Origin of the sequence: Plantactinospora sp. KLBMP9567 (assembly GCF_033446045.1) — a bacterium.
In the GTDB taxonomy this organism is placed as follows: Bacteria; Actinomycetota; Actinomycetes; order Mycobacteriales; family Micromonosporaceae; genus Plantactinospora.
The window spans coordinates 80,744-101,539 of sequence record NZ_JAWQRR010000059.1 but is presented as its reverse complement, the minus strand read 5'-3'; the positions used below and the strand labels follow the sequence as shown (position 1 = coordinate 101,539).

The window sequence follows — 20,796 nt, the reverse complement described above, 5'->3', positions numbered from 1 at the left end:
CCGCGTCGGGCCGCTCCACCCGAGCCGGTCGGTTGACCGGCCGCACGGTGCTGCTGTTCGACCGGAGGCCGCCCGTCGCAATCCCGAGCATATGGCAGCGATGTGGAATGCCTCCAGGCCTACTACCTGTGCGGCGTCGGCGGCAACGTCGGCGCGTACCAGGGGTCCTCCCGGCCGACCGGACCTATCCAGAAGCGGTCCGCGCGCTCCGCTGGTCCGGCGTGGACCCGCCGGACCCCCGCTCCGGGTCGGCGGAGAGTTGGGTGGCCAGGGTGGCCAGCCGCGACGGACGCCAGAAGTCCTCCAGCCGTACCCCGGTGAAGCCGCGCCTGCGGAGCGCCGTGAGTACCAGTGGCAGCCGCTCCAGCCGGCCGCCGGCGGTCACGTACTGCGCCGCGAGGTCGACGTCGGTGAGCCCGTTCGCCTCCGCCACGGCGTCGCGCAGGGCCGTCTCCGCCGCGGTGCCCGGCCGGCGCGGACCGTCGCCCCGGCCGTCGCCGGCGGCCAGCAGCGCCAGGCCGGACCAGTCCGACCTTTCACCGCCAGCCGACGACCCAGACCCTGGGTCGGCGTAGATCTCGAAGCGCACCGGGCACGCCACCGCGTACCGGTCGTCGCCGTGGAACAGCAGGAAGTCGCGCAGGTCCGCCGGTGTCAGCTCGGGATCCCGGACGGCCACCCGCGCGGTGAGTGCTTCGCCGCCATCCTCGGAGCCGTGGGGCAGCACCTGCGCCGACGCCACGCCGGGGTGCCGGAGCAGGAGCAGTTCCACCGCGCCACAGTGCACCCAGGAGTGGTCGAGAAACACCCAGCGCGCGTCCCGGACCGTGCCGCCGCCGATCAGCTCGGTCATCCGGTCGAACGTCAGGTCACCGTCCCGGGCGGCCCGCGTGAGCAGGTGGTCCACCGCCCGCACCAGCCACTCCGCCGCGGGCGCAGGCAGCAGGCTCTCCTTCGCCGAGACGAAGGTCCGCAGCCAGGGCCCGGAGGAGAACACCTCGGCGTACAGGTTCGGCACCGCGTAGGGCTCGCTCTCGGCCAGGCGGGTCACGGTCAGCTCCGTGGCGGCGTGCAGGCGCCGCCAGCGCAGCGCGACCCGCGCCCGCCGGATCGGGTGCCGCCATGGCGGTCCGGGAGGCGGCACCGTGCGGTCCAGATCCTCGGGCGGGGCCGCGAGCCGGACGAAGTTGAGGAAGGCGCCGGCCCGCAGCCGGGTCCCGCGCTGCACGTCGAGCGCGATCTCCTGCTCGACGAAGCGCATCATGTCGAACCGCATCCGCTTGGCGTTGCGGTAGATCAGGTGTTGCATCCGGGCTGCCGCCACCCGGAACGCCGGCCGGTCGGACAGGTCGACGCGTAGGACCATGTCCCGGAAGAGGCTGCCCACCGTCCGCCGGAGCCGGGCGGGGTCGCGGCCGCCCCAGGTGAAGCCGAGCGGGATCACGGTCTGGCCGGTGTGGACGGACAGCGCGGTGCAGAGCGCGGCGAGGAACACCGCCGAGTGACCGACGGCGTCGCGCTTCGCCAGCTGGTGGATGGCGTACGTCGATGCCTTGGAGAGGAGCTCGGCCTCCACGTACCCGCCGTGCTCGGGCCGCACCGGAACCGGCAACAGGCCCGTGGGGAGCTGGCGGAGCTCGTCTCGCCAGTGCACGAGGGCGCGCTCCTCCGCCGCGCGCCCGGCCGGGCTCTGTTCGGCGTACGCCACGTCGGCGGGCTGTTCCCCGATGGCGGGCAGGTCTGGTTCCCCGCCGGTCGCGTAGGCCTCCAGGGTCTGCGTCATCTCCTCCTCGACGATGCTGGCCGCGGCGTAGTCGGCCGCGATGTGCGCGATCACCACATACAGCGTCCGGACGTCGTCGCGGGTCACCAGGGCGGACCGGATGGGCCAGTCCCGGGCCACGTCGAACGGCGCCTTGTGCAACCGGCGTGCGACCTCCTCCTCGTCTTCGACCGTGGACACGGTGTGCTCCTGCGGCGCGACTGGCTCGGCAGGCCACACCGTCTGCGTCGGGTCACCGTCCTGGTCTGCGGAGAACGTGGTGCGCAGCGCCTCGTGCCGCTCCAGCGTCAGCGAGAGGGCCCGCGCGACGTCGGCCCGGCCGAGCGCGGGCGGCACCGTCAGAGCGAACCGCTGCGCCTCCCACAGGTCGTGGCCGTATGTGCGGTGCCACAGCCAGCTCCGTTGGACGAATCCGTGCTGGAGTGGCGCTGTCCTCAACGGACGGCTGCCGGGCGACGGCCGTATCGAAGATGATGACATCGGCAGATAATAGACCGGCCGGCGCGGAACAACACCATTGAACATATTTGAACCTCCCCTTTCGGCCGGGTTGGCCGCGAGGTCGGAAGCGGTGCGTGAGCGCCGCGCGGTTCAGGTCGGAAATGGTTCGTTCACCGGTTCCGGACGGGCGCAGACAGCGCGGGTACCACCCCTTTTCGTGGCAGTTCCGCGGGTACGAGGCCACGCGCGTAGTACAGGCGGACCGGGTCGAAGGCATCGGCGTGACGGAATCAGAACGATGCGCGGAGATGCGCCGCCGGGCCGGTCTGGTCAGTCGTCGTCGATGCCGAATTCACGCAGCATGCGCAGGGCGGCTTCGAAGCTGTCGATTCCCACCATCTGCTCGGGCTCAAGATCCACCGCGAACTCTTCCTCGATGGCCACCACCAGGCTCATGTGCCCCACCGAGTCCCACTCGTCGTGCTCGCGTTGCCGTAACGCGGCGAAGTCGACCCCCTCCTTCAGTTCGAGCGACTTGGCGAAGACGGTTTCCAGGCGGTCACGCACCGACATGTCGGGAGACTAGGCCTCCGGCCCGGCGTCCACCAACGTCCCGGGGAACAGCGCACGATCACTGCACACACAGATCCAGCCGAGCCGGGCTGGATGTCGGCCTCGACTCGGCTGGATCTGTGGGAAGCCTAGATCAGGGGACCCACACGCTCTCGGGGGAGAAGCTGCCGAGGTCCGGAATGCCGGTGTTGCCGGCCAGCTGGTACGGCCCGCCGAGGCAGTCGTCGTTCGCGAAGAGCGCCGCGCTCTGGCTGCCGGTGTTGTACGCCGACCTCACCCGATCGCCCCAGCCGTGGTCGACGAGGCTGACGCAGGCCTGGCTCGGGCCGGGGACGCGGACCGTGAAACGCGTTCCGCGGTAGTTGGTGCCTTCGAACAGGCAGACCGTGTCGGTGAATGGACAGTCGACGGCGGCGGCCGCGCCGGGGGTGAGCCCCGCGTTGGCCACGCCCGGAATCGCCGCGCCGACCAGGCCCGCCGCCATCGCGGCGGCGAGCACAATGGAGCGTGGACGCCGCACCTGCGACCAAGCAGCCGAACCGAACATGTCGTACCTCCCGGTATCGTCGTTGTCTGCCGATATTAGTGGACGAGAGGTTATGGCGAGGATCGCAAAGACGTACCTCGATTCCGTTATGGATAGTGTCAGGGCTGTGCTGCCTCTGGCCTACTGAGCATTGTCCGCGACATCTCTAAGCATTTCTGGCTGCGGGTCGGTGGCCTGTGCAGGACGCCGCCGCGACAGAATCCGCACTCACCTAGGCATTCACGTAGGCGCCGCCCGACGTCCGCCGTCGCGACCCGAGCTCTTCTTTGCGATCCCTTCCTGGGGTCGAGCCGTGCCGTCGGTCGGCGCCGTCAGCGGCGACCTCGGGCCGCGCCGCTGCGGTGCGCCGGGCGGCAGGGCCGGGGTGAGCGGGTGCGTCACGTGACCCCGCTACTCGGTCGGGATATGCTCCCGGTGACCCGTTCAGGTGCCGGATCAGGCGGGTGGGCCGGCCTCGATCTGCCGGCGTAGCCGGGCGAGCCAGTCACCGTCCGGAGTGTCCGGGCCGACCACCAACCAGGTGACCCCGGCGGCGGCGTACTCCTCGACCGGTACCGCCGGATCGTGCGGCACGACGATGTCCCGGTCCGGCCCGAGTACGGCGCGTACCTCGACGACCTGTGCCGGAGTCAGCCCGCCGACCGCGTCGCGGCCCAGCGCGAACACCCCGTCGTACCGGGCGGCCCGGTCCAGTGGCCGCCGGTGCGGCCAGGTCGCGGCGACCCAGATCGGCGGCCGTGGTCGCTGCACCGTCTCCGGGCCGAGCCGGGCCCGGATCCGGAACAGCGGACCGTCGTGTGCCACCTTGCCGCCGCGTAGGAGTCCGTCCAGCACCACCAGTGCCTCGTCCAGCGCGGCCGCCCTGGCCTGCGGGTCGGCCGATTCGCCGAACCCGGTGAAGTCGGTCTCCGGGACGCCGAGGCCGACCCCGACCACCGCCCGGCCCGCGCTGAGCTGGTCGAGCGTGATCACCTCCTTGGCCACCTTCCACGGACGCCGCCGGGCCAGCGGGGTGACCATCACGCCGAGCCGGACCCGTTCGGTGGCGGCGCCGACCGCGCCGAGCAGTACCCAGGGGTCGTGCATCGGCATGCCGTCGGCGCCGAGGTGGTCCCAGAGGAAAAAGCCGTGCCAGCCGGCCCGGTCGGCCGCGACCGCAGCGTCGACCAGATCGGCCGGCGCCCCGGCGGGCGGGAGGGATATCGCGTACCGCATGCCCGCATGTCTACCGGTCCGCGTCCATCCTGTCTGTCCCGTCCAGCGACGGACGAAGTCCCGCCGCCGCCAGCGGTGCCGGTGTCGGCGTGGTTCGGGCGTGTTGGTGGGCGGTCGCCCTCTGGTCAGTGGCCTGCCGGTCGGCGTGGTGCGGCGGTGTTGGTGGGCGGCCGCCCTCCGGCCAGCGGCCGGAGGGCGGGCGGAGGCACAGCCCGTCGACGGGTCGTGTCAGGCCGAACAGATCGCGTACGCCGTGACGGTCCAGTTGCCGGCGAAGGCGCCGTTCTCGGCGCCGGTCGCGGTGGCGCTGGGCAGGCCGATGTTGGGGCGCAGATCGTCGATGACCACCGCGCCGACCGCCCCGTTGAGTTCGGCGCCCACCCCGTGCGCCCGGGTACCGGCCGGGCAGGTCGCGGTGGTGACCGACGCCGCCACCGGCGAACCGGCCGCGCTGGTCGCGACCCTGCGCACCATGTTGGCCGAGGCGTTGCCGCAGATCGCGTACCCGGTGATGTTCCAGTTGCCGGCGAAGGCGCCGTTCTCGTACCCGGTCAGCGTCGCCCCGGTCAGTGCCGCGTTCGGGGTGAGGTCGTCGAGGAAGACGTTGCCGCCGGCACCGTTGAGTTCGGCACCGAGGCCGTAGAGCCGCAGGCCGGCCGGGCAACCGGCGAAGACCGACTTCGGGCTGACCGAGTTGGTCGGACTGGTGAAGTGCACGCGTTGCAGGTTGAGCGTGTTGACGCCGCAGATCGCGTAGCCGGTCACGTTCCAGTTGCCGGCGAAGGCGCCGTTCTCGACGCCGGTCACGAGCACGTTGGTCAGGGTGAGACTCGGGGTGATGTCGTCCAGGCTCACGTTGCCCCCACCACCGGTGATCTCGCCGCCCGCGCCGTAGACCCGCTGCCCGGCCGGGCAGTTGACCACGACGCTCTTGCTCGCGATCGAGTTCGTGGCGCTGGTGACGGAGACGCGGACCGGGGCCGCCACCCGGGTGCCGGAGTCGGCCGCCCGGGCCGGGCCGGCGGTGCTGACCGCGCCCGCCACCATGATCAGGGCAAGGGTCGACACGGTACGGCGCCGAACCCTGGTGTTATTGACAGCCATCGCTGCGGATCTCCCTTCGTCGCCCGCCGCCTGAGCTGGCGGTGGCGCACGGTCCAGCCTGGTCAGATCCGTCACGGTGCGGTCCGGGTCCGATCAGGGCCGGATCAGGGTGGGCGGTCACCGGCGCCCGACCTCCGTGCGGGGCGGCCGCGGCGGCACCTGGCGCGCCGACGGCCCGTGTCGGTATTCCGACTTTCGCTGGCATATGCCCGCTCTGTGCCGACATGCTGGCGCCCGGAGCCCCCGACCGTGTCACGTCCGGTTACCGGGGGAGGTGTAGCAGGGTTGCGTACGTTGCCCCGGCAACCGCCGATCCGGCCGCTGCCCGCCGGCCACCCGTCGATCTGGCCGCCGGTTGGTCACCCGCCGGTCCAGGAGACAGCGCCACCACTCCCGCCGTGGTCGCCGGGCTGGCGCTGCCTCCTCGTCGCGGCGGCGGCCGGCTACGGCAAGACCACGACAGTACGCCGGATGCTCGCCCCGGGCACCAGCCGCTGGTACACCAGAGCGGAGTGGACGCCCGTGCTCGGCGGCACCGACGGCGGGCCGCCCCAGGTCGACCTGAGCAGGCTGCCGGGTTCCACCGACGGGCCGGCCGGCGACGACCGGTGGCTGGTGCTCGACGGTGTGGATCCGCTGCCACCGCCACGGCTGCGGGCGCTGCTGACGGCGGCGTACCGGTTGCCGGACCGGGTCCGCCTGGTGGTGGTCACCCGCCGCCCGCCCCCGACGGCCCTGGTCGCCGGTGGGCTCCGCCGCGGCGACCTGGGCCTGCTCGGGCCGGTGGACCTCGCGCTGTCCCGGGTGGACGTGGCCGCGCTGTTGCGGGACCGCTACGACCTGCCGGATCCGGCGCTGACCCGGGCGGTGCACCGGGCCACCGCCGGCTGGCCGGTACTGGTGCACCTGCTGGCCCGGACGCTGCGGGACCTCGGTGACCGGGACGACGGGCCGGCCGGGCTGGCCGCCGCCGCTGCCGGAGCCGTGGCGTACCTGGCCGGCGAGGTGTTCCGGGAGTTGCCCGCCGACGCCGCCCGGGTACTCCGGTCGGCGGCCCGGGTCGACCCGGCGCACCCCGAACTCCTCGCCGGATCCGACCCGCGCCGGACCGGTCGCCTGCTGCGCTGGTTGGCCGCCGCCGGTCTCCTCGGCGCCGAGCGGACGGACGGTGCCGGACACCCCGCCATTCCGCTGGTGACCGAGGCGGCGCGCCGGCACTTCCCGCTGTCGCCCGCCCGGGCCGCCGCACTGCAGGTGCGGGCGGCCGACTGGTACGCCGGGCGCGGCCTGCCGGCACCGGCGCTGCGCGGCTACGGGTCGGCCGGCCGGGTCGGCCCGACCGTCCGGCTGCTCCGCCGGTACGGCGCGCGGCTGCTGGCCGACGGCGAGGCCGCTCTGGTCGGCGCCGCCGTCGGTGCACTGCCGCCGGCCCGGTGCCCGGCACCGCTGCGCCAGTTGCACGGCGACGCGCTGCGGATCGCCGGCGCGGCCGAGCCGGCGCTCGAGGTGTACCGGTCGCAGGCCGCCCGGTGTGCCGCCCTGCCCCCGGCACTGGCCTGGCGGTACGGCCTGGTCCACCTGCTGCGGGGCGAGCCGCTGGCCGCGATCGCGGTCTTCGACCGGGCGAGCGCCGGGGCCGGCCGGACACCCGACGAGGCGCTGCTGCTGGCCTGGGCCGGGTGCGCCTACGCGCTCTCCGGCGACGTGGCGACGGGGCGGGACCGGGCCCGCCGGGCGTTGGCGGCGGCGTCCGCCGTACCGGGCGCGGGTCGGCTGGGCGAACCGGCACCGGCCCGGCCGCCGGCACCGCCCGGCTCCGTACCGCCGGCCGGGCCGGACCCGCCGGTCGGGTCCGCGTTGCGCACGGCGCAGGCGGTGGTGACCGCCGCGGTGGCGGCCGGTCTGACCGCGCGGCTGGCCGGCGACCGGGCGACCGGGGCCGGACAGCTCGCCGAGGCGGTCCGGCTGGCCGACGCCGCGGGTGATCTCGGCCTGGCCGCCTGGGCGCGGCTCAACCTGGCGGTGGCACAGTCCGGCGCGGCCCGCTACCGGGAGGCGGTGACGGTGGCGGGCGAGGCCGTCCGGCTGGCCGAGGAGGCCGGGTACCCGGCGATGCTGGCGCTGGCGCTGGCGGTCCGGGGCACCGCGCTGCTCCGGCTCGGGAGGCTGGTCGAGGCGGTCGCCGAGTACGAGCGCTCGGTGGCCCTGCACCACCGGCTCGGCTCGGCGTACGCGGCGGTGCCGCTGGCCGGGCTCGGCCGGGTGCACCTGCTCTGTGGCCGGGACAGTCTGGCCCGGGCCGCCTACCAGGAGGCGGTGCAGGTGAGCGAGCCGACCGGAAACGTGTTCGCGCTGGTACCCGCGTTGGCCGGGCTGGCCCGGGTCATCGCCGGGACGGATCCGGCCCGCGCCACCGATCTCGCCGAGCGGGCCGTCCGGCTGGCTCCGGGCCCGGACGGCGGCCCGGCCCGGTGCGCGCTGGGCTGGGTGGCGGTGGCCGGGCGGGACCTGCCCCGGGCGGTGCTGCTCGCCGCCGAGGCCGAGGAACACGCGCGGCTGCACCAGGACCGGGCCGGACTGGCCGAGGCGCTGCGGCTGCGGGCGGCCGCCACCGGCGACCCGTCGTCGGCCCGGCACGCGCTGGTGGAGGCCGGGGCGATCCTGCGGGAGGCCGGGGCGGGGGTCGACGCGGACCGGGTCCGGGTACTGCTCGGCCGGTTGCCCGAAGCCAGTGCGGAGGAGCGGATCGACGCCGAGGTCGCCGCCGCCCGGCTCGCCGAGATCGAGGTGGTGGTCCCGGTACCGGCCGTCGCGGCCGGGACGGTGGCGGTACGCACGCTCGGCCGGTTCGAGGTACGCGTCGACGGTCGACCCGTGCCCACTTCGGCCTGGCAGTCCCGCAAGGCCCGGGACCTGCTCCGGATCCTGGCCGCCCGGCAGGGTCGACCGGTCTCCCGGGAGCAGCTCGGCGAACTGCTCTGGCCCGGGGAGCCGCCGGAGCGGCTCGGCCATCGACTCTCGGTGCTGCTCTCGCTGCTGCGTGGGGTGCTGGATCCGGATCGGCACGGCCCGGTCGACCGGTACGTGGTCGCCGAACGGGCCAGCCTCGCGCTGGACGTCACGCACGTCGACCTCGACGTGCGGCTCTTCCAGGCCGAGGCGCTGCTCGGGCTGCGCCGGTTGGAGCGCGGGGAACGGGTCTCGGCGCAGGACGTACTCACGCTGGCCGAGCAGCGCTACCTGGGTGACTTCCTGGCCGACGACCCGTACGACGACTCGGCGCTGCCGGTCCGGGAGGAGATGCGCCGGCTCTACCTGCGGGTGGTTCGGGCCCTGGCCCTGCTGGCCCGGCACCGGGGCGACCCGGAGCAGGCGGCGTACCAGTTGCGGCGGGCCCTGGAGATCGACCCGTACGACGAGCGGACCCATGAGGAGCTGATCTCGGTGCTGAGCGCGGCGGGCCGGTACGGTGAGGCGGACGAGGCGTACCGGCGCTACCGGCGGGCGATGGCGGTGCTCGGCGTACCGGCCCGGCTGCCGCGCTGACCCGGCGGTTCAGAGGCCGAAGACGTCCTCCTCGGCGCCCTGTCGGACACCGTCCACGAAGCCCCGGAAAGCCGGGTCGTCCCGGTCGGCGGTCACGCTGGTCACCTGTTCACCGGTCGCCTCGGCGACCGCGTCCACCAGCGGGGGATAGCTGAGGTCGACGTCGGCCAGTTCGTCGTCGTCGGCCTCGGCGAGATTGATCACGTCCTGGAGCTCGTCGGTGTCGGTCTCCGGGTCACCGGCCCAGGCTTCACCCAGCTCGTAGCACTCGTCGTACAGCGCGCGCTGGTCCTCGGTCCAGTCGTCGTCGTAGTTCCTCACGCCGTACCCCCTTCCCCGCCCACCACCTGAGCATGCCCCGATAGGTGCGGGAGGGTCCCCTGTTATCGGTTTTTGCCCGCCGGACCGGGCCGGCGGCGGCCGGCGGGACTATCCGCGGTCGGTCCGGGTAACCGGGTCGGTCCGGGTAACCGGGTCGGTCCGGGTAACCGCCCGGGCGGCGCCGAGCGAGGCGACCGGGCCGGTCGACTCCCGGACGACCAGCCGGCAGGGCTGCCGGATCACTCCGGCGGCCCGTTCGCCGTCCAGCGCGGCGAAGAGCTGCTTGACCGCGGTCGCGCCGAGCTGTTGCAGGTTCAGGTCCACAGTGGTCAGTGGCGGCCGGCAGTCGGCGGCGAAGACCTCCCAGTTGTCGTACCCGACGATGGCCACGTCGTCCGGGATCCGCCGGCCGAGGTCGAGCAGGGTCTCGGCGACCCCGGTGGCGATCTGGTCGTTGCCGCAGAAGACCGCGTCGATCTCCGGATCGGCGGTGAGCAGCATCCGGCCGGCGTGCCGGCCCCAGCGCTGGGACCACTCGCCGTAGAGCGGGTCGCCGCCGGCCAGCGGCAGGCCCGCCTCGGCCAGCACCGCGTGCAGGCCGGTCACCCGGTCGCGGGCGGCGCGGTAGGTCTCCGGGCCGGTGATGTGCCCGATCCGGCGGCGGCCGAGGGCGACCAGGTGTTCCACGGCCAGCCGTGCCCCACCGGCGTCGTCGGCGAGCACGGAGAGGTCGTTCGGGTCGTCGGACTCGCCGTAGACGTAGACGACCGGGACCGGGATGTCCTGGGTCAGCGAGGGGCGGATGTCGTTCGAGTCGCCCAGGATGATGAAGCCGTCCACCTGGCGGGCCAGCAGCGTACGGATGTAGTGCCGGCGCCGGATGACGTCCCCCCGGGCGTCGCAGAGCAGTACGCACATCTGCTCGTTGCCGAGCGCGTTCTCGATGCCGAGCAGCACCGGGAAGGCGAACCGTTCGCCGAGCTCGTCGGTGAGCAACCCGATGGTCCGGGTGCGTCCCGAGATCAGTCCCTTGGCCAGGGCGTTGGGGTGGAAGGACAGTTCCTCGGCCGCCTCCAGGACCCGGCGGCGGGTGGCCGGGGCGACCTCGTCCCGCGCGTTCAGCGCCTTGGACGCGGTGGCCACCGAGACTCCGGCCCGCCGCGCCACGTCGGTCAGGGTCACTGATTGAGAGCGTTGTCTGACCACCGAAATCCTTTCGGACCGTCTTTCGAAAAGGCCGAGCAACCAGGATTGTAGTCTAGGTCCACTACACCGTGATTTGCCCCTTCGTGCCACGGGTTCGTAATCGGGGCGCCTGCTGGGTATCTTCCGAAAAGGTTTTCGTACCCGGCCTCGCCCGGCCCCGGCCACCCCGGCCGACCACCCGGGCGGACCCGCGTCCCGGTGCGCCCGACGGAGTCGACCGGACGGTCGGGCACGGCCCGAAGGCACGAGCCGGTGTTAGCCGGCTGAAAGGCCCGTGCGGTCTACTTGAGACGTGACATCGGGGGAGCGTTCAGCAGTCGCCGTGGTGGGAATGGCGTGTCGCTTTCCGGGAGCGGACGACGTCGACGGGTTCTGGGCGCTGGTCCGGGACGGTCGGGTAGCCACCGCGCGGGTGTCGCCCGGCCGCTGGCGGCACGAGTACCTGCATCGGCCCGACGATCCGCGGCACGCCGACTCGGCGTACACCGACGTGGTCGCCCACCTGTCCGACGTGCGGACCTTCGATGGCCAGCGGTACGGGTTGGCGCCCCGGCGGGTGGAGGTGACCGATCCGCAGCAGCGGCTGCTGGTCGCCCTGACCGACGCCGCGTTGCGGGACGCGGCCCTGCCGGAGCTGCCCGTCGAGCGGACCGGTGTCTACGTCGGCGCCTCGGTCAGCGAATACCGGGAACTGCTCACCAGCCGGCTCCGGGCCGGACAGATGGCGGCCGGTGACCTCGGTGAGCCGCTGGATCCGGCGCTGGCCGAGGCGGCGGTCCGCGGAGTCGTGCCGATGCGGGCGTTCACCATGGCCGGCTCGATGTTGAACATGGCGGCGGCCACGGTGAGTGCGGTCTTCGACCTGCGCGGGCCGAGCCTGGTGGTGGACGCCGCCTGTGCGTCGTCGCTGCTGGCGGTGCACGAGGCGGTCGGACACCTGCGCTCGGGCCGCTGCGACCTGGCCGTCGCCGGTGGGGTGTACCTGAACCTCGTCCCGGACAACCTGGTCGCGTTCTCCCGGATCGGCGCGCTGTCCCGCTCCGGCGTGTGCCGGCCGTTCGACCGGCGGGCGGACGGGTTCGTGCTCGGCGAGGGGGCGGCCGTGGTGCTGCTCAAGCGGCTCGACGACGCGCTGCGGGACGGCAACCGGGTGCACGGGGTGGTCCGGGGGGTGGGGTGCGCCAACGACGGTCGGGCCGACGGGCCGATGACGCCGCGCCTGGAGGGACAGGTGTCGGCCCTGCGTCGCGCATACGAGGACGCGGGGATCGAGCCGTCCGGGATCGGGTTCGTCGAGTGCCACGGCACGGCCACCCCGACCGGCGACGCGGTGGAGTTGGCCGCGCTGCGTACGGTGTTCGGCGAGGACGCCGACCCGTACGTGTCGTCGGTCAAGGCCAACATCGGGCACGCCATGTCGGCGTCCGGCATCGCCGGTCTGGTCAAGGCGCTGCTCGTGCTCGGGCACGGCGTCGTACCGCCGCAGGTCGGTTGCGAGGAGCCCGCCCCGGGACTCGGCGCGCTACGGCTGGTCGGCCGGCCCCACCCGTGGCCCGCCGCGCCGGACGCTCCCCGGCGGGCCGCGGTCAACTCGTTCGGCTTCGGCGGCACCAACGTGCACGTCGTACTCGAGCAGGGCCCGCCCGGTGCGGTGGCCGCCCGAGCGGCGCCCACCGGTGGGTCCGGGCGGACGCTGTGGGCGGTGACTCCGGGACCGGACCCGGGCCGGGGCCGGCCCACTCCGGCGGCGGGCGTGCCGGCCCCGGCCCTGCCGCCCGACGACCTGCTGGCGGCGATCGCCTCGGTCAGCAACCATCCGCGCGACTCGCTGCGCGCCGGGCAGTCCCTCGTCGGGGACCTCGGGTTCGACTCGCTGATGCTGGCGGAACTGGAGGAGAAGCTGGCGCAGCGGTACGACCTCGCCGCCGAACTGCCCGCGGAGGTGCTCGGCCGCGACACCACCATCGCCGACCTGCACGCCTCGCTGGCGGCCCGGGACCGCCCGCCGCCCGGCGCCGGCGCGCTGCCGGAGCTGGCCGCTCTCGCACACCACCGTGCCATGCTCGACGAACTCGGCCTGCCCAACCCGTACTTCGTCGCGCACGACGGCGCGCTCGGCGCGAGCACCACGGTCGACGGAGTCGAACTGGTCGACTTCTCCGGATACGACTACCTCGGCCTGGCCACCGACCCACGGGTGGTGGAGGCCGCACAGCGGGCCGTCGCGCGGTTCGGCACCTCGGTCTCGGCCAGTCGGGTCGCCTCCGGCGAACGGCCGCTGCACGGCGAACTCGAGACCGAGCTGGCCCGACTGCTCGGCACCGAGGACGCGCTGGCGATGGTGAGCGGCTACACCACGAACCTCAGCGTGCTCGGCCATCTGCTCGGCCCCGACGACCTGGCCGTGCACGACGCGCTCGCGCACGACAGCATCGTGCACGGCATCCGGCTCTCCGGCGCGACCCGCCGGCGCTTTCCGCACAACGACCTGGCCGCCCTGGGCCGGATCCTCGACGGCGACGCGGGCCGGTACCGGCGGGTCGTCGTGGCGGTGGAGGGCGTCTACAGCATGGACGGTGACCTCGCCGACCTGCCGGAACTGGTCCGGCTGCGCCGCCGGTACGGCTTCCTGCTCTATCTGGACGAGGCACACAGCATCGGCGTGCTCGGGCGTACCGGCCGGGGCGCCGGAGAGCACTGGCAGGTGGAGCCCACCGACGTCGACCTCTGGATGGGTACCCTGTCCAAGGCGCTGGCGAGCTGCGGAGGCTACGTGGCGGGCCGCGCGGAGCTGGTCGACTATCTCCGGTACACCACGCCCGGGTTCGTCTACAGCGTCGGGATCCCGCCCGCCGCCGCGGCCGCCGCGCTCGCCGCGGTGCGGGTGCTGACCACCGAACCCGGACCGGTCGCACGGCTGCACCGCAACGCCGCCCTCTTCCGGGCCCGGGCCGCCGCCCGAGGCGTCCGGACCGGCGGTGGCGGCAGCCCGATCGTCCCGGTCGTCACCGGCGGTTCGGCCCGGACCCTCCGGCTCGGCGCGCGGATGCGGGAGCGGCGGATCAACGTCCAACCGATCGTGTACCCGGCGGTCCCGGAAGCCGCCGGGCGGCTGCGGTTCTTCGTCAAGGCGGCACACACCGCGGACCAGATCGAGGCGGCCGTCGACGCCCTGGCCGCGGTGATCGGCGATGCCCAGTAGAGCTGCGGGACCGCGGCGGCCGGCATGCCGGCTCAGAGCACGTCTGAGCTCAGGCGGAGCCGGTCGCCTGCTGGTTCCACATCGTGATCACGACGCCGAGGACGAAGACCTGCACCGGCAACGGCAGTCCGGGCAGGTCGGCGGCGACGTCACCACGCCAGAAGCTGGTCTGCCGCACCGAGCCGACCCGGCGGCCGGCGGAGTGCAGTTCCTGCTCGCTGCCGAAGAGCGAGGCGCGCTGGAAGTGGTACGTCTGCCCGTCGGCCTCGGCCGTCCACCGCTTGCGGCCGACCCGGTCCGCCGAGGCAACCGTTCCGCCCGCCGGGTCGAGCAGGGTGTAGCGGTTTCCCCAGGCGTTGCCACGCACCTGGTAGCGCCGGCCGTCCAACTCGAAGTCGCCGCCGTTGCGCCAGAACGCGTTGTCCCAGGTCGTCACGACCCGGTCCGGGACGCTGATCTCGTATCGGCTGCGCCACGCGCTCACCCTGCGGGCCTTCAACACTTCGCCAGGCTAACCCGAGTGGGCGAGCCCCCACCGGCAGTGACAGCGGTGACCGTCAGCCTGGGCCGCGCCCCCGTTCGCCAGCAGGCCGTGGCGGCCGCGCAGAGCCGGCTGGCGGTGTGTTTCGCCAACTCCCGCGGGCGCTGCGGATCCTCGTCGTCGCCCACGATCTGGCCGCGCGTGAACAGGTACGTCCCGCCGCACGGCGATCACTCCCGCCAGGGTGGGGCTGCCGGCCGGTCCCCGGCGACGCACCTCGGGACTGCGCCGGGCCGAGGTCGCGATGCTCGCCGGAGTCAGCGTGGAATACCTCACTCGGCTCGAGCAGGGCCGGGACCGGCGCCCGTCGCCGCAGTTCCTCTCCGCCCTCGGCGAGGCGCTCCCAGGCGGCGTCGCGAATCTCCCGTTGGGCGATCATTTCGGTGCCGCCGTCGTAGTGGGCTGACCCCGAGCGAGCGGGTCCACCTCTTCCGGCTGAACAAGGCGTCCGGCGGCGGCTTCAGCTGCATGGGCGACGCCGTTCCCGGGCGTGACGTCCGCCCCACCGTGCGGGCACTGCTCGAACGCCTGGAGCCGACTCCGGCGATGCTGCTCAACCGGCTGAACGAGATCGTCGGCCGGACCGCCGGGTTCGAGCGGCTGGCAGGGCCTGTCGGCCTGCTGGACGGTGCGATGCCGAACTTTGCCGGCTACGTCTTTGCCGACGAACGGGCCCACGCCGCGTACCGGTACTGGGACCATGTGGCCGACGAGCAGGTGGCGATGCTCAAGCAGGGCCCGTTCCGGGCGGACCCGCACGTCGCGGGTCTCGCCGACGAGCTGACCCTGGCCGCTGGGGACGCGTTCACCCGCCGGACCGGGACGGTGCCCGGGCTGCCGAGGTCGAACGGCATCGTGCGGTGGGTGCATCCGGAGGTGGGCGAGCTGCGCCTGGCGCACGAGATGCTCGACCTCGCCGCCGAGGACGACCAGCGGCTGGTGGTCTACCTGCCCGCCGACGCGGCGAGCGGCGGCGCACTCGACCGGCTGTACCGTCGCCGGCCGCACGGCCTGCGGATCGTGTCCGGCTGGCCCTGCGCGTGCGGAGCGCCGAAGGCGCCGGCTGGAAGAATCCTCCCATGATCCGAATTCGACCCGCGGGTGTCGACGACGCGGTCGAGCTGGCCGAGGCGTACCTGGCCAACCGCAGCTTCCTGGCACCCTGGGAACCCGTCCGGCCGGAGAGCTTCTTCACCTCCGCCGGTCAGCGTGCCCGGCTCGAACAGGCGACGGCGGACCGGGAGATCGGTGGCGGCTACGGCTGCGTGATCGAGTACGACGGGCAGATCTGCGGCACGATCACGCTCTCCTCGATCCTGCGCGGGCCGGCACAGTCCGCGAACCTCGGCTACTGGGTGGCGAAGTCCGTCAACGGACGCGGAGTCGCGACCCGGGCGGTGGGTCTGATCCTCGACATCGCCTTCGGCGAACTGGACCTGCACCAGGTGATGGCCGGAACGCTGCTGCACAACACCGGGTCACAGCGGGTACTCGGACGCAACGGCTTCGACCGGATCGGCGTCGCCAGGGCACATGTCGAAATCGCGGGGGAGTGGCAGGACCACATCCTCTTCCAACGCCTGACCGGCCGCTGATCCGGCCGCACCCCAGGCCCGGCGGCTGGACCCTCCCCCGGTGGGAGGGTCCAGGATGGGGCGGTGACCAGGGAACTCCTGCCGATCGGCGCGTTCGCCCGGCTGTGCCGACTCAGCGTCAAGCAGTTGCGCCACTACGACGAACTGGGCCTGCTGCGGCCGGCGAGCGTCGACCCGGCCACCGGCTACCGCTACTACCGGCGCGACCAGGTGCGCGACGCGATGGTGATCGCCCTGCTCCGCGGCCTCGACGTCCCGCTCGCGGCGATCACCCGGGTACTCACCGGCGACGACGAGGCACGGGCCGCGGTGCTGCGCACCGAGCGGGCCCGGACGGCCGAGCGGATCGCCGCACAGCAACGGAGCTGGCAGCTCCTGGACCGGCTGCTCACCGGCGGCCTGCTCGCCGACGGGCTGCTCCGGCACGAGGTGATCCCGGCGCAGGAGCCCGCCCGCCGGCTGCTGGTCCACCACGCGGTCTGCGCACCAGAGGAGATCGGCCCGACGGTCGGCAGCGGGATCGGAGCTCTGATGGCCGGGGTGTCGGGCCTCGACTGGACGCCGCCGGTCTGGGGCCTGTTCCCGGTCGACCTGGGCAGCCAGCTCCGGATCGCCGTCGGCGTGCAGAGCGACGAGCCCGCCGAGGCCGTACCGGGGATCGCCGTCACGCACCTGCCGGCGGGTCCGGTCGTGGCGGCGGTGCACGTCGGCCCGTACGAACACCTGACGTTGACGTACCAGGCGGTCTTCGCCTGGATCCACGAACGCGGGCTGCGCCCGTGCGGCCAGGTGCGGGAGGCGTACCTGGCCGACCCGGGTACGACCGAGCCGGCCCACCTGGTGACCCGGGTGGTCGTGCCGATCGAGGACGAGGAGCTGAGCTGAGATGACGGCCATGCCGAGGACGGACCTCAAGAAGATCCATTCCCACCTGTACACGGCCGGCCCCGCCCCGGCGCTGGTGGACGTACCGGAGTTGCCGTACCTGACGATCGACGGCGTCGGAGATCCGGACGGGCCCGCGTACCAGGAGGCGGTGCGGGCGCTGTACGCGGTCGCGTACGGGCTGCGGTTCGGGCTGCGCCGGGCCGGCGTGCTGAACTACTCCGTCGCGCCGCTGGAGGGGCTGTGGTGGGGGTCTGCGGAGCAGGACCTGACCCGCCAGGACCGGTCGACCTGGAACTGGACGATGATGATCCTTCAGCCGTCGCAGGCGGGTGCCGAACTGGTCGCCGAGGTGGTGGCGGCGACCGCCCGGAAGAAGCCCGGCGTGCCGGTGGACCGGGTCGAACTGCGCCGGATGGCGGAGGGACCGAGCGCGCAGCTGCTGCACGTCGGGCCGTACAGCGAGGAGCGGGCGACGCGCGACCGGCTGGTGGAGTTTCTCGAGAGGTCCGGATACCGGATCTCGGGGCAGCACCACGAGATCTATCTGTCGGATCCGACCCGAACGGCCGCGGCGAAACTGAGGACGATCCTCCGCTATCCGGTGGCTCCTGCCACGACGTGACAGGTCCCGCCCGGAGCACGGGCGGCCGCCACCGTCCGTGCTCGGCGGAGAGGGTCAGGCCGCCGCCCGCGCATCGTGCAGCAGCCGGAGCTGGCCGAGCTCGGCGACGTTCTTCATCAGCTCCGCGTTGACCCAGGCGACCATGTGCGCGACGGTGTGCGCCGGGTCGCCCTGCCACGGGAACGGGGCTGTCTCGTCCAGGTCCGCCTCGCTGAGTCCGTCGAGCACCGACAGCCATTCGGCGCGGAGGGCGCGTACCCAGGCGACCGTCGACGCGGCGTCGCCGGGCCAGTCGACCTCGGTGCGGTCCGGCGGGGTCCGCCCCCGTGCGTGGTCGACGGTCACGCGCCACCACCAGCCGATGTGCCAACTGAGCCAGCCGACGGTGGGAACCGGGACCGGGTCCGGCTCGGTGTCCGACCAGTCCGGCAGCCATCGGCCGGCGCCGTCCGGACGTACCGTCCAAAAATGTGCGGCCGGCTGCCACAGCAGGTGGGCGGGCTCCAGCCGCTCCAGGTGGTATTCGAGCAGCGACCAGGTCAGGTCGAACTGCCAGCGCAGCAGCTCACAGCGGGATGTCGACACCCGCGCGATCCTCGCATCGCGGCGACGGCGGGGCGAGCGGTTATCCGCCGGTACACCCTTCGGTGCCGGCGGGTGCCGGGCGAGTTCCACCCGCTGCCGGGTGTCCCGGTACGTGACGCCGGCCCGGCTCAGTGCCGTCGACACCGGGCCGGGCAGGCGGTCGTGGCGGAGCAGCGCCAGCAGCAGATGTCCGGAACCGATCTCCCGATGCCGCAGGGCGATCGCCTCGCGCAGGCACAGTTCGACGACCTTCCTGGCTCCCGCGTCGAGCGGCCCGGCGAGCCAGCCGCGCCGGCGCGGTCGCTCCGGCGGTCCCGGCCGGTCGAGCGGCCCGGCGGAGCCGAACTCCTGCTCGATGCGCCGGAACACCTCCTCGGCGTCGGCGCCGACGGCGCGGAGAGCGCAGATCTCGTCGTCGGTGAGCCGTCTCCGGCCGGCCGGTCGGGTCACCGCCGCCCGGAGCACGGTGGTGGTGAGGCCGTGCTCCGCCAGGATCCGCGCACCGGTGCCCTGGTCGTCGGCGGCGAGGCCGAGCAGGAGGTGTTCGGGACCGGCCCTGGCCGCCCCGGTCTCGGCCGCGATTTCTACGGCGGCGGAGAGGGTACGGCGGGCGTTCACGGTGAACCGTTCGAACATGTTCCGCTCCCACGGGTTGGCCGGTCCGGGTGTTCCAGGTCTCTCGGACGGAGGCCCGACAGGTGATGCCGGAGGCGCCGGCCGCGACCGCCGGCGGTCGCGGCCGGTCGGGCGCCGCGGGTCCAGCGGCACCCGGGCAACGCTGTCAACCTAGATTGACAGCATCGTTTCTGTCAACCGGGGTTGACGGAACGGGTGCAGGGAAGGGGCATACCGGCCCCGGTGGGCCTCGCGACCGCCGTGGCGGCCCTGGATCCGCTCCCGCCGACAGCGGTCAGTCGCGGGCGGAGGTAGAGCTAGGACCACCCCGCTCCGGGTGGCAGGACGTGTGACCGGCCGGGCCCGTCGGCGCGACGATTCCAGGCATGACAACGAAGCTTTCCCGCCGGAACGTGCTCGTCGCCGGTCTCGCCGTCGGTGCCACCGCCGGTACCTCGCTGGCCGCCGGCACGGCGACCGCAGGCCCGGACCGGGAGTCCGGCCACTCCGGATCCGCCGCACCGGACGCGGGGATCGCGCTCACCGCCGCCACCGTGATCGACCCGGCGTCCGGCCGGGTCCGACCCGACACGACCGTGCTGGTACGCGGCGACAGCATCACCGAGGTCGGCCGGACCGGCCAGGTCCGGGTGCCGCACGGCGCCGTCGTGGTCGACCTGCGCGGCAGGTTCCTGATCCCCGGCCTGGCCGACATGCACACCCACGGGTACGCCGAACAGATCGATCCGGCACTCTGCGTGGCCAACGGGGTGACCACGGTACGGGAGATGTCCGGCACCGCCGCCGTGCACGATTGGCGGCGCAGGATCGAGGCGGGCACCCTGCTCGGCCCGCGCTACACGATCGGCAGCCGGATCATCGACGGTGCGCCGACGATCTGGGATCCGATGATGCTCAGCGTGCTCTCGGTGGCCGACGCCGAGCAGGCCCGGCGGGCGGTCCGCCAGGTGGTGGCGGAGGGGGCAGATTTCGTGAAGGTCTACTCCCGGCTGTCGCCGCCGGCGTACCGTGCGATCGCCGCCGAGTGCCGTCGGCTCGGTGTCGAGTTCGCCGGCCACTGTCCGGACGAGCTGCCGATCACCGAGGCGGCCACGCTGGGGCAGGCGAGCGTCGAGCACGTGTTCTGGGCCGCCATCGACACGTCGAGTGTGGAGGAGCAGCTCCGGGCCCAGATCGGACGGATCCGGCTGGAGACCGGCGACTACAGCGGCTGGTTCGCCGCGATCCACCCGGTGGAATGGCTCGCCGCGCACACGTACAGCCCGGCCAAGGCGCGCCGGGTGTTCGAGCGGCTGGCTGGCCGTCGTACCCGCCAGGTGCCGACCCTCGCCATGCACCACGGCCTGGACAACGCGCGCACCCTCGACCTGTACGCCGACCCGCGCGTCCGCTACCTGCCCGCGCCGATGCTCGCCGGCCAGCAGTACGCCCTCGACGAGCTGTACCTCAAGGACCGCTCTCCGGCGGAGGACGCGGAGTGGGCGGCGATGTTCACGCACCGGCTCCGGATGGTCGGCGAGCTGCACCGGGCCGGGGTACCGCTGATGGTCGGCACCGACGTCGGCACCTGCGGATTGTTCCCGGGCTTCTCGGTCCACGACGAGCTGCGCTTCCTGGTCGGGGCCGGATTGAGCCCGATGGCCGCGCTGCACGCCGCGACCGCCGAACCGGCGAGCTTCCTCGGCGCCCGCACCGGCCGGATCGCCCGGCACGCCGCCGCCGACCTGGTGGTGCTGGATGCGAATCCGCTCACCGAGATCGGCAACACCCGGCGGATCGACGGGGTGGTGGTGCGGGGCCGCTACCTCGACCGGGCGGCGCTGGACGGTCTGCTGCGCGGGGTCGAGGAGGCAGCCGCCGCGATGTCCGAGGAGGCGCCGGGGGGCGCGGTCGCGGCTGTCGGCTGCCCCTGCCACGGCGCTGCCGTGACCGGGGCGCGGACCCGGGCGGCGTAACCCCCGATGCCGTCGGCCCGGCCGGGGCGACCGCCC

Annotated in this window: 17 protein-coding genes; 8 read left to right on the top strand and 9 right to left on the bottom strand. The window is 73.6% G+C overall.

Features of this window, described 5'->3' with window-relative positions:
- Positions 1-184 precede the first annotated feature (184 nt).
- The 5 genes from R6Y94_RS41460 to R6Y94_RS41440 all read right to left on the bottom strand — a co-directional run bounded on the left by R6Y94_RS41460 (position 185) and on the right by R6Y94_RS41440 (position 5,663).
- The gene (locus R6Y94_RS41460; protein ID WP_318402493.1) at positions 185-2,221 is read right to left on the bottom strand and encodes a condensation domain-containing protein; all 2,037 of its coding nucleotides are present in this window, start codon (positions 2,219-2,221) and stop codon (positions 185-187) included.
- 333 nt (positions 2,222-2,554) lie between these two features.
- Positions 2,555-2,797, bottom strand: a complete 243-nt coding sequence (locus tag R6Y94_RS41455) for an acyl carrier protein (protein WP_318402491.1) — start codon at positions 2,795-2,797, stop codon at positions 2,555-2,557.
- A 133-nt stretch (positions 2,798-2,930) separates the two neighbouring features.
- Positions 2,931-3,296: a peptidase inhibitor family I36 protein gene (locus tag R6Y94_RS41450; RefSeq protein ID WP_318402489.1), complete on the bottom strand. Its 366-nt coding sequence runs from the start codon at positions 3,294-3,296 to the stop codon at positions 2,931-2,933.
- A gap of 483 nt (positions 3,297-3,779) precedes the next feature.
- The gene (locus R6Y94_RS41445) at positions 3,780-4,559 is read right to left on the bottom strand and encodes an LLM class flavin-dependent oxidoreductase (protein ID WP_318402487.1); all 780 of its coding nucleotides are present in this window, start codon (positions 4,557-4,559) and stop codon (positions 3,780-3,782) included.
- 228 nt (positions 4,560-4,787) lie between these two features.
- Positions 4,788-5,663, bottom strand: a complete 876-nt coding sequence (locus R6Y94_RS41440; RefSeq protein ID WP_318402485.1) for a hypothetical protein — start codon at positions 5,661-5,663, stop codon at positions 4,788-4,790.
- A 285-nt stretch (positions 5,664-5,948) separates the two neighbouring features.
- Here R6Y94_RS41440 and R6Y94_RS41435 point away from each other — a divergent pair, with 285 nt between their 5' ends.
- Positions 5,949-9,209 carry a BTAD domain-containing putative transcriptional regulator gene (locus R6Y94_RS41435; RefSeq protein WP_318402483.1) on the top strand — a complete coding sequence of 1,087 codons (3,261 nt, stop codon included), beginning with the start codon at positions 5,949-5,951 and terminating at the stop codon, positions 9,207-9,209.
- Positions 9,210-9,218: 9 nt separating this feature from the next.
- On the opposite strand, the gene R6Y94_RS41430 is transcribed toward R6Y94_RS41435, so the two are convergent.
- Positions 9,219-9,530 (bottom strand): hypothetical protein, encoded by a 312-nt coding sequence (locus R6Y94_RS41430; RefSeq protein ID WP_318402480.1) that lies wholly within the window; start codon positions 9,528-9,530, stop codon positions 9,219-9,221.
- A gap of 108 nt (positions 9,531-9,638) precedes the next feature.
- On the bottom strand, positions 9,639-10,736 hold the full coding sequence (locus R6Y94_RS41425; protein WP_318402478.1) for a LacI family DNA-binding transcriptional regulator: 1,098 nt from the start codon (positions 10,734-10,736) through the stop codon (positions 9,639-9,641).
- A 292-nt stretch (positions 10,737-11,028) separates the two neighbouring features.
- Here R6Y94_RS41425 and R6Y94_RS41420 point away from each other — a divergent pair, with 292 nt between their 5' ends.
- Positions 11,029-13,938 carry an aminotransferase class I/II-fold pyridoxal phosphate-dependent enzyme gene (locus R6Y94_RS41420; protein WP_318402476.1) on the top strand — a complete coding sequence of 970 codons (2,910 nt, stop codon included), beginning with the start codon at positions 11,029-11,031 and terminating at the stop codon, positions 13,936-13,938.
- Between the two features lie 49 nt (positions 13,939-13,987).
- On the opposite strand, the gene R6Y94_RS41415 is transcribed toward R6Y94_RS41420, so the two are convergent.
- Entirely contained in the window at positions 13,988-14,440 is a 453-nt protein-coding gene (locus R6Y94_RS41415) for a hypothetical protein (protein WP_318402474.1), read from the bottom strand.
- A gap of 223 nt (positions 14,441-14,663) precedes the next feature.
- Between R6Y94_RS41415 and R6Y94_RS45490 the strand changes: the two genes are divergently transcribed.
- The 5 genes from R6Y94_RS45490 (at position 14,664) to R6Y94_RS41395 (ending at position 17,584) form a co-directional block, all read left to right on the top strand.
- A complete protein-coding gene (locus R6Y94_RS45490; RefSeq protein ID WP_412102996.1) occupies positions 14,664-14,885 on the top strand; it encodes a helix-turn-helix domain-containing protein in 222 nt (73 codons plus the stop codon).
- Between the two features lie 62 nt (positions 14,886-14,947).
- The gene (locus R6Y94_RS41410) at positions 14,948-15,562 is read left to right on the top strand and encodes a hypothetical protein (RefSeq protein WP_412102995.1); all 615 of its coding nucleotides are present in this window, start codon (positions 14,948-14,950) and stop codon (positions 15,560-15,562) included.
- The gene (locus R6Y94_RS41405) at positions 15,559-16,074 is read left to right on the top strand and encodes a GNAT family protein (RefSeq protein WP_318402472.1); all 516 of its coding nucleotides are present in this window, start codon (positions 15,559-15,561) and stop codon (positions 16,072-16,074) included. The genes R6Y94_RS41410 and R6Y94_RS41405 overlap by 4 nt, the downstream gene beginning before the upstream one ends.
- Positions 16,075-16,137: 63 nt before the next feature.
- Complete coding sequence (locus tag R6Y94_RS41400) at positions 16,138-16,959, top strand: MerR family transcriptional regulator (RefSeq protein WP_318402470.1); 822 nt, start codon at positions 16,138-16,140, stop codon at positions 16,957-16,959.
- A 1-nt stretch (position 16,960) separates the two neighbouring features.
- On the top strand, positions 16,961-17,584 hold the full coding sequence (locus R6Y94_RS41395; protein WP_318402468.1) for a GyrI-like domain-containing protein: 624 nt from the start codon (positions 16,961-16,963) through the stop codon (positions 17,582-17,584).
- Between the two features lie 54 nt (positions 17,585-17,638).
- Here the strand turns inward: R6Y94_RS41395 and R6Y94_RS41390 are convergent, their stop codons facing one another.
- Entirely contained in the window at positions 17,639-18,805 is a 1,167-nt protein-coding gene (locus R6Y94_RS41390) for a DinB family protein (protein ID WP_318402467.1), read from the bottom strand.
- 365 nt (positions 18,806-19,170) lie between these two features.
- Between R6Y94_RS41390 and R6Y94_RS41385 the strand changes: the two genes are divergently transcribed.
- Complete coding sequence (locus tag R6Y94_RS41385) at positions 19,171-20,760, top strand: amidohydrolase family protein (RefSeq protein WP_318402466.1); 1,590 nt, start codon at positions 19,171-19,173, stop codon at positions 20,758-20,760.
- Positions 20,761-20,796 lie beyond the last annotated feature (36 nt).

Excerpts from the sequence above, each read along its gene's own strand:
- R6Y94_RS41455 (WP_318402491.1), bottom strand. The coding sequence starts at position 2,797 with ATGTCGGTGCGTGACCGCCTGGAAACCGTCTTCGCCAAGTCGCTCGAA.
- R6Y94_RS41445 (WP_318402487.1), bottom strand. The coding sequence starts at position 4,559 with ATGCGGTACGCGATATCCCTCCCGCCCGCCGGGGCGCCGGCCGATCTG.
- R6Y94_RS41440 (WP_318402485.1), bottom strand. The coding sequence starts at position 5,663 with ATGGCTGTCAATAACACCAGGGTTCGGCGCCGTACCGTGTCGACCCTT.
- R6Y94_RS41410 (WP_412102995.1), top strand. The coding sequence starts at position 14,948 with ATGGGCGACGCCGTTCCCGGGCGTGACGTCCGCCCCACCGTGCGGGCA.
- R6Y94_RS41405 (WP_318402472.1), top strand. The coding sequence starts at position 15,559 with ATGATCCGAATTCGACCCGCGGGTGTCGACGACGCGGTCGAGCTGGCC.
- R6Y94_RS41395 (WP_318402468.1), top strand. The coding sequence starts at position 16,961 with ATGACGGCCATGCCGAGGACGGACCTCAAGAAGATCCATTCCCACCTG.
- R6Y94_RS41390 (WP_318402467.1), bottom strand. The coding sequence starts at position 18,805 with ATGTTCGAACGGTTCACCGTGAACGCCCGCCGTACCCTCTCCGCCGCC.
- R6Y94_RS41385 (WP_318402466.1), top strand. The coding sequence starts at position 19,171 with ATGACAACGAAGCTTTCCCGCCGGAACGTGCTCGTCGCCGGTCTCGCC.